This window comes from Rhodococcus sp. AW25M09, assembly GCF_000333955.1.
In the GTDB taxonomy this organism is placed as follows: Bacteria; Actinomycetota; Actinomycetes; order Mycobacteriales; family Mycobacteriaceae; genus Rhodococcoides.
Map to the genome: position 1 here is coordinate 31,306 of NZ_CAPS01000068.1, position 15,444 is coordinate 46,749.

At 65.9% G+C, this 15,444-nt stretch carries 7 protein-coding genes and 1 tRNA gene; 6 read left to right on the top strand and 2 right to left on the bottom strand.

Annotation, left to right across the window (positions count from 1 at the left end; all coding sequences use genetic code 11):
- The first annotated feature begins 30 nt into the window (after positions 1-30).
- Complete coding sequence (locus RHODMAR_RS12855; protein ID WP_008715182.1) at positions 31-9,366, top strand: type I polyketide synthase; 9,336 nt, start codon at positions 31-33, stop codon at positions 9,364-9,366.
- Positions 9,366-9,758, top strand: coding sequence for a holo-ACP synthase AcpS (acpS, locus tag RHODMAR_RS12860; RefSeq protein WP_008715184.1), 393 nt, complete (start codon positions 9,366-9,368; stop codon positions 9,756-9,758). Before RHODMAR_RS12855 ends, acpS begins: the two co-directional genes overlap by 1 nt.
- Positions 9,759-9,834: 76 nt before the next feature.
- On the opposite strand, the gene RHODMAR_RS12865 is transcribed toward acpS, so the two are convergent.
- On the bottom strand, positions 9,835-10,470 hold the full coding sequence (locus tag RHODMAR_RS12865; protein ID WP_442970050.1) for a TetR/AcrR family transcriptional regulator: 636 nt from the start codon (positions 10,468-10,470) through the stop codon (positions 9,835-9,837).
- A 380-nt stretch (positions 10,471-10,850) separates the two neighbouring features.
- Between RHODMAR_RS12865 and RHODMAR_RS12870 the strand changes: the two genes are divergently transcribed.
- Both RHODMAR_RS12870 and RHODMAR_RS12875 read left to right on the top strand, forming a co-directional pair.
- Complete coding sequence (locus RHODMAR_RS12870; protein ID WP_157226088.1) at positions 10,851-12,215, top strand: hypothetical protein; 1,365 nt, start codon at positions 10,851-10,853, stop codon at positions 12,213-12,215.
- Between the two features lie 74 nt (positions 12,216-12,289).
- Positions 12,290-13,654 carry a dipeptidase gene (locus RHODMAR_RS12875; RefSeq protein WP_042939028.1) on the top strand — a complete coding sequence of 455 codons (1,365 nt, stop codon included), beginning with the start codon at positions 12,290-12,292 and terminating at the stop codon, positions 13,652-13,654.
- Here the strand turns inward: RHODMAR_RS12875 and bcp are convergent.
- On the bottom strand, positions 13,643-14,116 hold the full coding sequence (gene bcp / locus RHODMAR_RS12880) for a thioredoxin-dependent thiol peroxidase (protein WP_008715189.1): 474 nt from the start codon (positions 14,114-14,116) through the stop codon (positions 13,643-13,645). The genes RHODMAR_RS12875 and bcp overlap by 12 nt on opposite strands.
- Positions 14,117-14,193: 77 nt before the next feature.
- Here bcp and RHODMAR_RS12885 point away from each other — a divergent pair, with 77 nt between their 5' ends.
- Both RHODMAR_RS12885 and RHODMAR_RS12890 read left to right on the top strand, forming a co-directional pair.
- A complete protein-coding gene (locus RHODMAR_RS12885; RefSeq protein WP_008715190.1) occupies positions 14,194-14,415 on the top strand; it encodes a DUF3618 domain-containing protein in 222 nt (73 codons plus the stop codon).
- A gap of 92 nt (positions 14,416-14,507) precedes the next feature.
- A tRNA-Lys gene (locus RHODMAR_RS12890) sits at positions 14,508-14,581 on the top strand.
- Positions 14,582-15,444 lie beyond the last annotated feature (863 nt).

Genomic DNA, 15,444 nt, shown 5'->3' on the forward strand with positions numbered 1-15,444 from the left:
CCGAGGCGTCCACGAGAGGAATCTTCAGCCTTGACGATCAACGAGAGCACACCAGCACACGGACGAGGCACGCGGAGCAACGGCGACGCAGGCAAATCCCCTAGAAGCAGTGGCGGCTCTCGGACTCTGGCAGATCGTTTCGCCGCAGGAGAGCCGTATGCACTGGCATTCGGAGGCCAGGGTGCACCGTGGCTCAGCTCGCTCGAAGAGCTGGCCCGCGACTCCGCCCTCGAGCCCGAACTCACCGATCTCGTCAACGAGGCCGCAGCAGTGCTCGCGCCCGTCTCCGACGAGCTGCTGGTCGTCCGCTCGGTCGGGTTCGATCCGATCGGCTGGATGCTCGAGCAGGATCTCGCCGATGACGACACGGCCGCCTCGTACGGACCGTCCGAGGCGGCACTGACGTCCGCAGCCGTCTCGCTTCCCGGAGTGTTCCTCACTCAGGTAGCAGCGCTGCGCGCGTTGAAGCTGCAGGGACTCGATCCCGCCCAGACCCCGCCGGTCAAGGTGGTCGGACACTCGCAGGGTCTCATTGCTGCCGAGTCCGTCGCTGCGGATGGCGCGCAGGACTCGAACTTCCTCGCCATCGCTCAACTCGTCGGTGCGGCAGCAGGTCTCGTCGGGCGTCGCCGCGGCATCATCGGTGCGGGTGACCGTGCTCCGATGGTCGCTGTTGCCAACGTCGAACCCGCACGCCTGCAGGCGATCATCGATGAACTCGCTGTTCCCGGAGCGCCGGAGCGATCCGCGGCTCTCGCCATCCGCAACGGCCGCCGTCGCGTCGTACTCTCGGGACCACCGGCCCAGCTGGCCCGCGTGCAGGAGAAGTGCGAGCAGATCGCTGCCGAGGAAGAGCACGAGCGTGACGCCAAGAAGCGTGGCGGTGCCGTGTTCGCTCCGGTCTTCGAGCAGCTTCCGGTCGAGATCGGCTTCCACCACCCCGCCCTGGCCGACGCTGTCGAACTCGTCAGTGCCTGGGCGCAGCGCTGCGGACTCGATGTCGAACTCGCTCGCGACCTCGCGCAGAAGATCCTCGTCGACTCCGTGGATTGGGTCGACGCCATCGACGGTGTCGTCGATGCCGGTGCCGACTGGATCCTCGATCTCGGTCCGGGCGACCTGCTGACCCGGATGACCACTCCGGCACTGCGCGGACAGGGCGTCGGCATCATCGCCGCATCCTCGCGTGGGGGCCACCGCAATCTGCTCACCCCGGGAGCTGCTCCCGAGGTGCAGCCCGCATGGTCGGCGTTTGCACCCAAGCCGGTCACCCTTCCCGACGGCCGCGTCGTGGTCGAGACCTCCTTCACCAAGATGACCGGACGTTCGCCGATCCTGCTCGCCGGCATGACGCCGACGACGGTCGACGCGAAGATCGTTGCCGCAGCTGCCAACGCAGGCCACTGGGCCGAGCTCGCCGGCGGCGGTCAGGTCACCGAGGACATCTTTACCGATCGGGTCGCCGAGCTCTCCACTCTGCTCGAGCCCGGCCGCGCCATCCAGTTCAACTCGCTCTTTCTCGATCCCTACCTGTGGAAGCTGCAGCTAGGCGGACGCCGCATCGTGCAGCGCGCTCGCGCCGCCGGTGCCGCCATCGACGGAGTCGTCGTCACCGCAGGCATTCCCGAGCTCGACGAAGCCGTCGCTCTCATCGAGGAGCTCTCCGAGGCAGGCATCAGCTACGTCTCGTTCAAGCCCGGCACCGTGGCGCAGATCCGCGCCGTCATCCGCATCGCCAACGAGGTGCCGTCCTACCAGGTCAACGTCCACATCGAGGGTGGCCGCGCAGGCGGACACCACTCGTGGGAGGACCTCGACGACCTGTTGTTGGCCACCTACGCAGAGCTGCGTGCGCGGCCCAACCTCGTCGTCTGTGTCGGCGGCGGCATCGGTACACCCGAGCGCGCAGCGGAGTACCTCACCGGCACCTGGTCTGCTGTGCACGGCTACCCGAAGATGCCGCTCGACGGCATCCTCGTCGGTACCGCAGCCATGGCCACCCTCGAAGCCACGACGGCTCCCGAGGTCAAGCAGCTTCTCGTCGACACACCGGGAACTCCCGATTGGGTCGGTGCCGGTACCGCGAACGGTGGAATGGCCTCCGGCCGTAGCCAGCTCGGTGCCGACATCCACGAAATCGACAACGCGGCCTCGCGCTGCGGTCGACTGCTCGACGAGGTCGCCGGAAACGCCGACGCCGTGGCCGAGCGCCGCGACGAGATCATCGCCGCACTCGACGGAACCGCCAAGCCGTTCTTCGGCGACGTCGCCGAGATGACCTACCAGCAATGGCTCGCTCGCTACCTGGACCTGGCCATCGGTACGGACTCGCGCAGCGAATTCGACTGCGGCGGTGAGTTCACCGATGCCGTGTCCGAGGCACGCGAATCGGTCTGGCTCGACGTCACCTGGCGGACTCGCTTCCTGGAGATGCTGCAGCGCGCCGAGGCTCGTCTGCACCCGGTCGATCGTGGCCCCATCCCCACCCTGTTCGCCGATGCCGAGGCGCTCGAACGCCCGCGTGCAGCACTGAAATCGCTGCTCGCACAGTTCCCCGACGCCGCCGAGGTAGTGCTGCACCCGGCCGACATCACTTTCTTCACCTCGCTGTGCCGCATGCCCGGCAAGCCGGTCAACTTCGTCCCCGTCGTCGACGGCGATGTGCGCCGTTGGTGGCGCAGTGACTCGCTGTGGCAGGCACACGATGCGCGCTACTCCGCCGATCAGGTCTGCATCATCCCCGGAACCGTGGCCGTCGCAGGTATCACCCGCGTGGACGAGCCGGTCGGCGAGCTGCTGAACCGGTTCGAGAAGGCCACCGCGGATCAGCTTCTCGCCGAGGGTGTCGAGTCCTCGGCTGTCGCCAGCCGTCGCCACGCGGAGATCGCGCCCGGACTGCTGGGAATCGTGCTGGCAGCTCCCGACGTCACCTGGGCCTCGCGGATGACGCAGAACCCCGTTGCACGACTGGGTGATCCGGCCGATTGGACCGTGGATTCCGACACTGTTGCCTCGCATCCGCAGACCGGCTCCTCGCTGACCGTGCTGGATTCGGAACATGTGGAGCTGCTGGTTCCCCTCGCTCCGGGCAAGGAAGTGCGCATCCGTTTGACGGTGCCCGCCTCCACGATCGACGGCGGCGCACCCGTCGTCACCGCGCAGGATGCCCAGCAGGCCATGTCGGCTCTGCTCGGAGTTGCTGCAGGCCAGGAGCTTCCGTCTGTCAAGGGCGGTGTCGCACGGCTCAACATCGCGTGGATTCCCGATCTGATCGCCGATCACGCAGGCGTCACCGGCTCCGGGCTGCCCGAGACGCTGACCGTCAGTGGCAAGGCCGTCCCCGACGTTCTCGTCGGTGCATGCTGGCCCGCCGTGTTCGCCGTCCTGGGTGCCACCCGCACTGGCCAGACGGGTCATTCCGCAGGCTCCACTCCTGCTGAGGGCATCGACGTCATCGAAGGCATGCTCGACCTGGTGCACCTCGATCACAGCGTCAATCTGGTCGGCGAATTGCCCACCGACACCTCGATTCTCGTCGTCAAGGCCGCTTCCGGTGAGGTGCTCGACACCGACCTCGGCCGCGTCGTCGAGGTCACGGTCGATATCGGTGCCATGCTCGGCGAAGGTCTCGACGCTCCCGCCATCGCAACCCTGGTGGAGCGCTTCGCGATTCGTGGACGTACCGGCAAGGGCGAGCTGTCCGATCCGGCCCGCGCCGGCGGATCGCTCAGCGCCGACGCGAAGGACACCCCTCGTCGTCGTCGCCGTCAGGCAACGATCGTCGCACCGCGCAACATGGCGGCCTTCGCTCAGGTCTCGGGTGACCACAACCCGATTCACACCTCCGACGCCGCGGCGCTGCTCGCCGGCCTCGGCAGCCCCATCGTGCACGGCATGTGGCTCTCGGCTGCTGCTCAGCAGACGGTCACCGCAGTCGATCACGCGGACACCAAGATTCCGCCGCGTCGCCTCACTGCGTGGACCGCACGCTTCCTCGGCATGGTTCGTCCCGGTGCCGAGATCGACGTTCGGGTCGACCGCACCGGGTTCGATCAGGGTGCCGAACTGGTCGAGGTCTCCTGCCGTGTCGGCGGCGAACTCGTCATGGTCGCCACCGCCCGCACTGCCGCGCCGAAGACCGTCTACGCCTTCCCCGGCCAGGGCATCCAGCGCCCGGGTATGGGACTGGACGCACGGGCTCGCTCGAAGGCCGCACGTGAAGTGTGGGAGCGTGCCGACAAGCACACCCGCAGCGCCCTCGGATTCTCGATTCTCGCTGTGGTGCGAGACAACCCGACGTCGCTCAAGGCGCGCGGCGTCACGCACAAGCATCCCGACGGTGTTCTGCACCTGACCCAGTTCACCCAGGTTGCGATGGCCGTTCTCGGCGTCGCACAGGTTGCCGAACTGCGTGAATCCGGAGCGTTCGTGGAGAACTCCATCCTCGCCGGCCACTCCGTGGGCGAGTACAACGCACTCGCAGCCGTTGCCGGTGTGCTTCCGCTCGAAGCCGTCCTCGAGGTCGTCTTCCAGCGCGGTTCGGCCATGCATGCACTGGTCCCTCGTGACGCCAGCGGCCGGAGCGACTACCGGATGGCTGCCATTCGCCCGTCCCAGATCGGCCTGGCCGACGGGGACGTGCAGGGCTTCGTCGCCGGTGTCGCAGCAGAGTCCGGTGAATTCCTCGAGATCGTCAACCTCAACCTGCGCGGTTCGCAGTACGCCATCGCAGGCACGGTTGCCGGCCTCGGCGAGCTCGAGAAGAAGATCGCGATCCGCCGCGCAGAATTCGGTGGCAAGGCCGCCTACATAATGGTTCCCGGCATCGACGTGCCGTTCCACTCCACGGTGCTGCGCGGCGGAGTCGACGACTTCCGCAACCGCCTCGAAACACTGCTGCCCGAGCAGCTCGATCCGGCGATCCTGGTGGGGCGCTACATCCCGAACCTGGTGCCCAAGCCCTTCTCGCTCGACCGCGAGTTCGCACAGGAGATCGCCGATCTTGTGCCGTCCGAGCCGCTGAACACCGTGCTCGCGGACTTCGATTCCTGGGCAGCACGGCCGAGCGATCTGTGCCGCGTGATTCTTACCGAGCTGCTGGCCTGGCAGTTCGCCAGCCCGGTCCGCTGGATCGAAACCCAGGACCTGCTGTTCGCAGACGAGTCCGACGGCGGCATGGGCGTCGAGCGCTTCGTCGAGATCGGTCTCGGCGCAACGCCGACCGTGGCGAACCTCGCATCGCAGACCCTGAAATTGCCCGGCCGCTTCGGTCACCCGGTCGAGGTGCTCAACCTCGAGCGTGAAGCCGCGATCGTGTACGGCACGGACACCGACCCGGCTCCGGCCGAGGACGTCGACGAGTCGGCCCCGGCAGAAGATGCCGCTCCCGCGGCAGCGGCCGCCCCGGCCGCCGCACCCGCCCCGGCAGCAGCACCCTCGGGTGGACCTCGTCCGGACGACATCGCCTTCGTCGCCGCCGATGCCACCAAGATCCTCATCGGATTGTGGACCAAACTGCAGCTCGATCAGATCGGCCCCGCCGACACCATCGAGGCACTGTGCGACGGCGTGTCCTCACGCCGTAACCAGCTGCTCGTCGACCTCGGCTCCGAGCTCTCGCTCGGTGCCATCGACGGTGCAGCAGACGCCGACATGGGCGCACTCTCGGGCACGGTGAACAAGCTCGCTCGTACCTACAAGCCCTTCGGCCCGGTGCTCAGCGACTCGATCAACGACCACCTCCGCAAGGTCTTCGGCCCCTCGGGACGACGCCCGGCCTCGATTGCCGATCGCGTCAAGAAGACCTGGGAACTGGGCGACGGCTGGGCGCATCACGTCACCGCCGAGGTCGCCCTCGGTACCCGTGACGGTGCGTCGGTCCGCGGCGGTGCGCTCGGCGGCCTGGCCGACGGCGCGCTCGCCGACGGCACTGCTGTCGACAACGTCATCGACTCCGCGGTGGCCGCGGTGGCCGCACGTCGCGGCGTCGCAGTCTCGATGCCGCAGGCAGGCGGTGGAGCCGGCGGAACCGTCGACGCTGCTGCTCTGGGAGAGTTCACCGAGCACATCACCGGCCGCGACGGCGTTCTCGCCTCCGCTGCCCGGTTGGTGCTCGAGCAGCTCGGACTCGCAGATGCTCCCAATGCACTGCTGGCCGAGGATCCCGATGCTGCACTGGTGGAACTGGTCTCGGCAGAGCTCGGCTCCGACTGGCCTCGCCTGGTCGCCCCCTCGTTCGACGCCAAGCGTGCCGTCCTGATCGACGACCGGTGGGCAACCGCCCGTGAGGATCTGGCCCGGTTGTGGCTCGGTACCGCAGGCGATGTCGCCGTCGAATCTTTCGCCGGCGCAGGCAATGCCGTTGCGGCTCAGGCCCAGTGGTGGAAGGCCAAGGCCGACTACGAGAACAAGACCGTGCTCGCCGAGACCTACGGACGTATCGCCGATATCGCGGTCGCGTCCGAGGACAAGGGGCAGTGGGCCGACGAGATCGCAGTCGTCACCGGTGGCAGCAAGGGGTCCATCGCAGCAGCGGTGACCGCCAAGTTGCTGGCCGGGGGAGCGACGGTCTTCGTCACAACGTCCAAACTCAACGACGAGCGGCTCGGCTTCTACCGCTCGCTCTACCGCGACAACGCGCGTAGCGGAGCGTCGCTGTGGGTGGTTCCGGCCAACATCGCGTCGTACACCGACGTCGATGCGCTCATCGAGTGGATCGGTAGCGATTACATCGACACTGCCGGTGGCGCAAAGACTCTGGTCAAGGCCGCCGCTACGCCGACGATGCTGTTCCCGTTCGCCGCACCCCGGGTCATGGGCGAGATGTCCGACGCCGGAGCTCGCGCCGAGATGGAAATGCGCGTGCTGCTCTGGTCGGTCGAGCGGCTGATCACCGGACTGTCGAAGGTCGGCTACGACACCGACATCGACACCCACCTGCACGTGGTGCTGCCGGGATCGCCGAACCGTGGAATGTTCGGTGGCGACGGTGCCTACGGCGAGTCCAAGGCCGCACTCGACGCGGTTGTCGCCAAGTGGAGTTCGGAGAAGAACTGGGCCGAGCGCGTGTCCATCGCCCATGCTCATATCGGGTGGGTCCGCGGCACCGGGCTGATGGGCGGTAACGATCCCATCGTCGAGGCCGTCGAGGCCGAGGGTGTGCGCACCTGGTCGACCGAGGAGATGGCGACCGAACTGCTCGAACTGTGCACACCTGCCGCTCGCCGCCAGGCCGCGCAGGAGCCGATCATCGCCGATCTCACGGGTGGTTTGGCCAACACCAAGCTCGACCTCGTCGAGCTCGCTCGGGATGCGGCTGCGGCCGCTGCCGAGAACACCGAAGAGGCAGTGGACAACTCGGTCATCGCCGCGTTGCCCGCACCGCCGCGGCTGTCGACTTCGACCACGGCTCCGGCCTGGCCGACACTGGACGTCGATCCGAAGGACCTGATCGTCATCGTCGGCGCAGGTGAGCTCGGACCGTACGGTTCGGCGCGTACCCGCTTCGAGATGGAGGTCGACGAGCAGCTCTCGGCCGCAGGCGTTCTCGAACTCGCATGGAACACCGGCCTGATCGCGTGGGAGAACGATCCCAAGCCGGGTTGGTACGACATCGAGTCCGGTGACCTGGTGCCCGAGGAGGACATCGCCGACAAGTACCACGACATCGTGGTCGAGAAGTGCGGTATCCGCACCTACGGCGACGACGGCGCGATGGTCGGAAACACCGCTCCGCTGATGACCTCGATCTTCCTCGACAACGATCTGACGTTCGTGGTCGGAACCGAGATCGACGCTCGGTCGTTCGCAGCAGCCGATCCCGAGCACACGCTGATCACACCGGTCCCCGATTCGAGCGACTGGCAGGTCACCCGCAAGGCGGGCACCGAGATTCGCGTTCCGCGCAAGATGAAGCTCACCCGCACCGTGGGTGGACAGATTCCGACCGGATTCGATCCCACCAAGTGGGGAATCTCGCCCGACATGGCCAGCTCGGTCGACCGAGTTGCCCTGTGGAACATCGTCACCACGGTCGACGCGTTCATCTCCTCGGGCTTCAACCCGTCGGAACTGATGCGCTGGGTGCACCCGACGCTGGTCGCCAACACGCAGGGCACCGGCATGGGCGGCATGGAATCGATGCGCTCGCTGTACATCGACACCTTGCTCGGCGATGCTCGTGCCAACGACATCCTGCAGGAAGCTCTGCCGAACGTCGTTGCCGCGCATGTGGTTCAGTCGTACATCGGTAGCTACGGCGCGATGGTTCACCCCGTCGCCGCCTGCGCCACCGCTGCGGTCTCCGTCGAAGAAGGCGTCGACAAGATCAAGCTGGGCAAGGCGGAGCTCGTGGTCGCCGGCGGATTCGACGACCTGAGCAGCGAGGGCATCATCGGCTTCGGTGATATGTCGGCCACCGCGGACTCGGCAGCGATGACCGCCAAGGGAATCAGTGATCGACGCTTCTCCCGGGCCAACGACCGCAGGCGCGGAGGATTCGTCGAGTCGCACGGCGGCGGAACGATTCTGCTCGCTCGCGGCGACCTGGCACTCGAGATGGGCCTCCCTGTCCTCGGAGTGGTCGCCTACGCCCAGTCGTACGGCGACGGAGTGCACACCTCCATCCCGGCTCCGGGACTCGGCGCGCTCAGTGCCGGTCGCGGTGGCAAGGATTCGGCGCTGGCGCTCTCGCTCAACGCCCTCGGCGTCAGTGCGGACGATGTAGCCGTCATCTCCAAGCACGACACGTCCACTGCAGCCAACGACCCGAACGAGGCGGAACTGCACACCCGGCTCGCCAAGGCCATCGGCCGATCGGACGGCGCTCCGCTGTTCGTCGTCTCGCAGAAGAGCCTCACCGGTCACTCGAAGGGCGGAGCGGCTGCTTGGCAGCTGATCGGCCTGTGCCAGGTGCTGGCCAACGGCGTCATTCCGCCGAACCGCAGCCTCGACTGCGTCGACGACAAGATGACCGGATTCGAGCACCTGGTGTGGGCTCGCGAGCCGCTGCGCTTCGGTGACTCGGTTCCGCTCAAGGCAGGTCTGCTCACCTCGCTCGGGTTCGGGCACGTGTCCGGGCTCATCGCACTGGTGCACCCGCAGGCATTCCTCGAGGCCGTTCCGGCGGAGAGGCGTGCTGCGTACATCGCTCAGGCGAACGAGCGTCGGATCGCCGGTCAGCGCAGGCTGATCTCGGCAATGGTGGGAGGCGACTCCCTGTACGAGCGGCCCGACGACCGACGGCTGGGACATGACGGGACGCCGGCCAAGGCGTCGCGAGAACTGGAGGCACACGTGTTGCTCAACGAGTCCGCTCGCCTCGGCGACGACGATGTCTACTCCACCGGTCTGCCGGGTGCCATCTGATGGCGATCCTGGGAGTGGGTTTCGACCTGGTGACGGTGTCCGACTTTGCCGAGCAGATGGAGAAGGTCGGCACGACGATGATCCGCGACAGCTTCACCGCGGGTGAGCGTCGACACGCCGCGACGAAGAGTTCCGATCCGACCCGCCACTACGCGGCACGGTGGGCCGCCAAGGAAGCAGTTCTGAAGGCGTGGGCGACATCGCGATTTGCTCGACCGCCGCAGATCGGCGACAACCCGTACCCGTTGATCGAGGTGGTCAACGATGCGTGGGGTCGCCCGTCCATCAAGTTGCACGGCATGGCGCAGGAGTTTCTGCCGACGGTCAAGATCCACCTGTCGCTGACGCACGACGGCGACATCGCTGCTGCGGTGGCGATCTTGGAGGAGTGACTCTGCGCTGAAACGAGTCAGGCCCGTCCGATCCACGAGATCGGACGGGCCTTTCGTCTGTGCGGATTCGGGCGATTCAGGCGTCCTCGCTCGGCGATCCGCCGGAACGCCTGCTCTCCTTCTCGGCGACGAGCAGATACGCCATCATGATGCGTTTGAGCTCGGCGACGGCGTCCTCGTGACTCTGGCCGTCCTGCACCGAGAAATTGAGCATCGAGTAGACGATGTGCACCAGCACCTGTGCCATCAGGTTGCGACGGTGCCGCGGGGTGCGCGGTGTGAGCGGTCCGAGCATGCGCGAGACCTGTTCGGCGAACTCGCGCTCGTGGATCACTCCGGTCGCCCTCGTCGACGGCGTCGACTGCATGGCCAGCCACACCTCACGCCGTGACGGGTCAGTCATCCACATACCCGCCATGTGGTCGACGAAATTGTTGAGGAATCTCACCCAGTCCAGCGACGGGACCTCGCCGTCGAATTCGGCGAGTTCCTGTTGGACTCCGACGAGGTCCTGACGATTGAGCTCGCAGACGATGACGTACTTGTTGGCGAAGAATTGATACAGCGTGCCGATCGGGAGTTCGGCGCGGGAGGCCACTTCCTCACAGGTGAACGACTCGAACCCCACATCGCTGAGCAACTCGCGGGAGGCCTGCAGCAGAGCGTCGAACTTGCGTTGGCTGCGTTCCTGGGTGGGTCTGCGTCGTGGCATCAGCTCCTGAGTCTGTGCCGTCGACTCGAGCGCGGCGTCGAGACGGCGCGAGGACTGGGCACGAGCAGAGGATTCCACCCGGTCAGGCTATCCGGCGCGGGTGCTCGGTATCCACACCTGCCCTCCGGGTCGCTGCACAGGTTTCGACTCTGGACTGGAAAGGCCTGTAAAAAACCGGGCGCTTCCATCCACGCTGGATTCGATGACAGCTGCATGTTCCAGTTCTCGTGACAAACTCCAAGACTTCTCTGGCCTAATTTAAAGGTCAACTGGTACGGTTAACGCAAGCGAATCAAATTCCGTGCAGGGTGATCGTCATTCGGAACCGCTGGATGACGATCATGGTCGGGTGCCTCCACCCTGAGCACAGGGAGACTGCCATGGCAGCTATTGGTATAGCGATCGAATCCGGCTCGATGCACACTGTTGTCTTCGAGCCGGCCTCAGGCGACGTACTCGCCGATCGAACGTTGCCGCTCGACCCCGACGCGGCAACCGCACTGACGACAGCAATCGAGACTATGCGCGTCGAAGCGTCGACTCTCGACATCGATGTGGACGCACTGGGCGTGGTGTATCGGTCCGATGCCGAGCGCGCCGAATTCGTCACCGCTCTGGGCGACGAACAAGCGACGCTGTACTCCGCGTCGGAGTCTTTTCTGGGCTGGCTGACTCGATCGAACGAATTCGCACACGCGACGGCGGTGCTCCTGTACTACATGGGCGACGCCGGCGTCTCCATCTCGCTCGCCGACGTTGCAGACGCGTCGCTCACCCCCGTCCGGACTGCGACGCTGGATTCGATGTCGCCCGAGCGCATCGGCAGCACCATCCCACTGGCGTGGGAAGTGGTCGATCAGTCCGGCACGAAGCCCGAGTTCGTGGGCCTGTTCGGTGACCCGTCGAGCAATCGGGACCTGGTCGACATTCTTTCTCTCGGGCTCGGTGTGCCCGTTGTGCGAGTCGCGGACGCTGATCGGATCGCGGCACGAGGGGCTGCGCTGCTGGCTCTCGAGAACATGCCCCCGGCGGCGGTGGAGGCAACCGAGACACCGGCTGTCGTGCCGACGAAGGCGTCGCCCGATGAACCGGAGCTACTCGCGGCTGCCGCCCCGGAAGCTGTGGAACCTGAGGCTGTCGCAGCAGAGGAGGCTGTCGATCTCGACGCTGCCGATGTGCCACCGCCCGTGACTGCGGTGCCGGTGCCGCCGGCGGTCGCAGCGAAGCCCGTGCGATCGGGAAGGTCCGGTCGAAAGCTTGTGTTGGCCGCCGTGCTGTTGGCCGGCGTGCTCTCGGCAGGTGCGGCAGTCGCGGCAACACTGCCGGGTGATTCGGAATCGACCGCCGAGAACGCCGTCGGACAGCGCAACGCCGGTGCAGACATGGTCGGCGCAACCCGGCCCATGGATCCGACGACCGACCCGGCTGCGGCCCTGAGTACACCGCCGCCGCTGGTTGCACCGCCGCCCGAGGCAATTCCCCCGACTCGGGATCCGGCAACGATTGTCGAGAGCGCGCCGACAACACAGTCCTGGGCGACCGAGGATGCTCCCGCTGCTGTGCCGACCCCACAGTGGGTGCCAGCTCCGACTGCGGCACCGGCACCGGTGGCCCCTCCCCAGTTCACCGTGCCGGTAGTCGTTCCCGAGCCGGGTAAATCGCAGGCGCAGCTCGAACAGGAAGCGTGGGATCGGCACTGGCAGCAGACCGATGCGTGGATTCACCAGGAGCTCTCCGGGAACTGACGACAGGAGTTCACGATGACGAGTGATGACAGACTGGCAAAGGCCCGTCTGTCATTTTCTTGTCTGGAGGATTAATGCCCGCCGATGCATCACCCATCGACGTTCGATCCGCTGTCGAAGCCGCTATGCCCCGAGCGAAAGCCGAGTTGGCCGAGCTGGTTCGGTTCACATCGGTACACGATCCGCGACAGTTTCCGTTCGAAGAATGTGTCGGAGCAGCGCGCTGGGTGCAGCGGGCCTTCGGCGACGCGGGTATTCCGGACGTTCAGCTGATCGAGACGGTCGACGGCTCGCTCGCCGTGGTCGGCTCGCGTCCGGCACCGGCAGGCGCGCCGACCGTTCTGCTGTACTCGCACTACGACGTACAGCCTCCGGGTGACCGAAATGTCTGGGGCAGTGATCCTTTCGAGCTCACCGAGCGCGACGGCCGTTGGTACGGACGAGGCTCGGCGGACTGCAAGGGCAACGTGATCATGCATCTGTTGGCGCTGCGCGCACTGGGGGAGTCCCTCGACGTCGGCATTCGGATCGTCTGCGAGGGTTCGGAAGAGATGGGCACGGGCGGGCTGGAAGCGCTCGTGGATCAGCGACCGGAATTGTTCGCCGCCGACGTCGTGGTCATCGCCGATACGGGTAATGCGAAAGTTGGTCTGCCGACGGTCACCACCACCCTTCGCGGTATCGCCAATGTAGTGGTGCACGTGGAAACGCTTGCTGGAGAAGTGCATTCCGGCATGTACGGCGGGCCGGCACCCGATGCACTCGCCGCGCTCGTGCAGGTACTCTCCACGCTCCGCAACGAGCAAGGCGACACCGTGGTCGACGGTCTCGACGCAGCGCAGACCTGGGACGGAGTCGCCTACGAGGCCGATCAGTTCCGGTCCGACGCCGGGGTGCTGGACGGCGTCGATCTTGCAGGTTCGGGCACTGTGGCCGACGCGGTGTGGGCGCGTCCGGCGCTGACCATCCTGGGAATCGACTGCCCACCCGTGGTGGGGTCGGCTGCCGCGATCTCGCCTCGTGCGTCGGCCCGGCTCAACCTGCCAGTGCCGCCCGGCATGGATCCGCAGCGGGCCCAGGATGCGTTGGTGGCTCATCTTCAGGCGCGCACGCCATGGAATGCGCGGGTCACCGTCGAACGTGAAGCGATCGGGTCGCCATTCCGGGCCAGGACCGACGGGCTGGGCTATTCGGCGCTCTCGGAGGCGTTGGAGGAGGCCTTCGGGCATCCGATGGGAACGGCTGGGCAGGGCGGATCGATTCCGTTGTGCAACGCGCTGGCGCAGGCCGTGCCGGACGCCGAAATCGTACTCATGGGAGTCGAGGAACCTCGGTGCCGGATCCACGCCCCCAACGAGAGCGTGGACCCGACGGAAATCGAGAAGATGGCCGTCGCCGAGGCGTTGTTCCTGCAGCGATTGGCCGAGTCAGACGGCTAGATCGCGGCGGAGTTTGGCGACGTGGCCGGTGGCGCGGACGTTGTACTGCGCCACCTCGATCTTGCCGGATTCGTCGACGAGGAACGTGGAGCGGATGACGCCCTCGTAGACCTTGCCGTAGTTCTTCTTCTCCCCGAATGCGCCCCATGCCTGCAACGTCGTCTTGTCCTCGTCGGCGAGCAAGGGAAACGTCAGCTCTTCCTTGTCGCGGAACTTCGCGAGCTTGGCGGGCTTGTCGGGGGAGATGCCGATGACTTCGAGGCCCTCGCCGTTCAGCTCGGCGAGGCTGTCGCGGAAGTCGCAGGCCTGCTTGGTGCAGCCCGGGGTGCTCGCGGCGGGGTAGAAGTACACGATCACTTTCTTGCCGGCGTAGTCGGCGAGGGAGACGTCGTTGCCGTCGGCATCGGGCAGGGTGAACGCCGGAGCGGTGTCGCCCGGCTCGAGCTTGCTGTATTCGGTCACCGCACGAGACTATCGAAATATCGGCGTGCTCTAGGCTCGACTACGACCGAGACTATTTGCAACAAGTTGGAGGACACGTGGCCAAGGACACCGACCGAATCGAGCGCGAGATCGAGGCCGCTCGCAACCAGCTCGCCAGCACCCTGGACGAGCTGAGCGTCCGTGCCAGCCCCAAGAACATCGTCGCCAACACCAAGCAGTCCGTGGTGGCCAAGCTCAACGAGCCGGCAGTGAAGTTCACCCTGCTCGGAGTCGGCGCAGTGGTAGCGGTTCTCGTGGTTCGCAGGATCTTCAGCTGACCGAACAGGTGCTCCGACCTGCCGATTTCACATCTGGCGGCATCTGCTGTTAATGTTTCTCCCGCACCGCAGAGAACACGCGGTGCGGATCGGCGCCATTAGCTCAGTTGGTTAGAGCAGCTGACTCTTAATCAGCGGGTCCGGGGTTCGAATCCCTGATGGCGCACAACGAGTGCCCCTGAACAGCATAATTGCTGGTCAGGGGCACTTTTTGTTGTCCGGGTACGTGTAGGCGAGCGCAAGCTTGGCAAGAATGGACAACTCTGTGACCTGCGGGTTCACAAGCGGCGTTGAGCGTTTCGGAGACTTGACTCTTAATCGCAAATACCGGGAGTCAGGTTCCGGCTGCTATGCCGCTGACCTGCGAGTTGTGTGCCGGATTCGCACCGCCGGATAGCTGATGGACGTCTGTGGACGCTCCAGTCATCACTTACTCATCTTTTTGAGCCCCACAATCGAACGTGGCCGGCGCCCGTGGGCATTCCGCGGCATCGCATGAGCCGATCCACATCGATGGCCGCGCTTCAGGTGCCCCCTCCAGTTCTGTGATTACCGCGGAACTGCTGTCTATACGGGCGACTCGTTCTCCACGGGCGACCCCGCCTGGGTGAACCTTGAGCTCGTGCCGACCAACCCCAATCCGGGCGGTGGGTATCCACAAATTGCCGAGGAGGATCGCAACGGCGCTGGTGTCGTGAACGGGTACGAGCGCTGCGGGCTTGTCTGCGGCCAGGAACCCACGGGTGGTGATCTTTAGACTCGGAGCGGATGCGAGGCCGGGTACACCAAAGGGCGCTCTGCGTCCGCTTCGACGGATAGGGGACCAAGGGTTCTCTAACTCATTGGCACGTGTGTGGGACACAGCCCGCAATCACGGGCTCACCCTCTGCGGGAGTACCGTCAGTTGTCAGAACTCGACCAGGTCTCAGGTCATCGCTTTGATACGAGGTGGAGCCAAATGGCCATTGCAGTCCCTTGGACGATCGAGGATTAAGTGCGACGTTGTTGGACCAGGAGACAGTCGAAGGG

Excerpts from the sequence above, each read along its gene's own strand:
- acpS (WP_008715184.1), top strand. The coding sequence starts at position 9,366 with ATGGCGATCCTGGGAGTGGGTTTCGACCTGGTGACGGTGTCCGACTTT.
- RHODMAR_RS12865 (WP_442970050.1), bottom strand. The coding sequence starts at position 10,470 with ATGCCACGACGCAGACCCACCCAGGAACGCAGCCAACGCAAGTTCGAC.
- RHODMAR_RS12870 (WP_157226088.1), top strand. The coding sequence starts at position 10,851 with ATGGCAGCTATTGGTATAGCGATCGAATCCGGCTCGATGCACACTGTT.
- RHODMAR_RS12875 (WP_042939028.1), top strand. The coding sequence starts at position 12,290 with ATGCCCGCCGATGCATCACCCATCGACGTTCGATCCGCTGTCGAAGCC.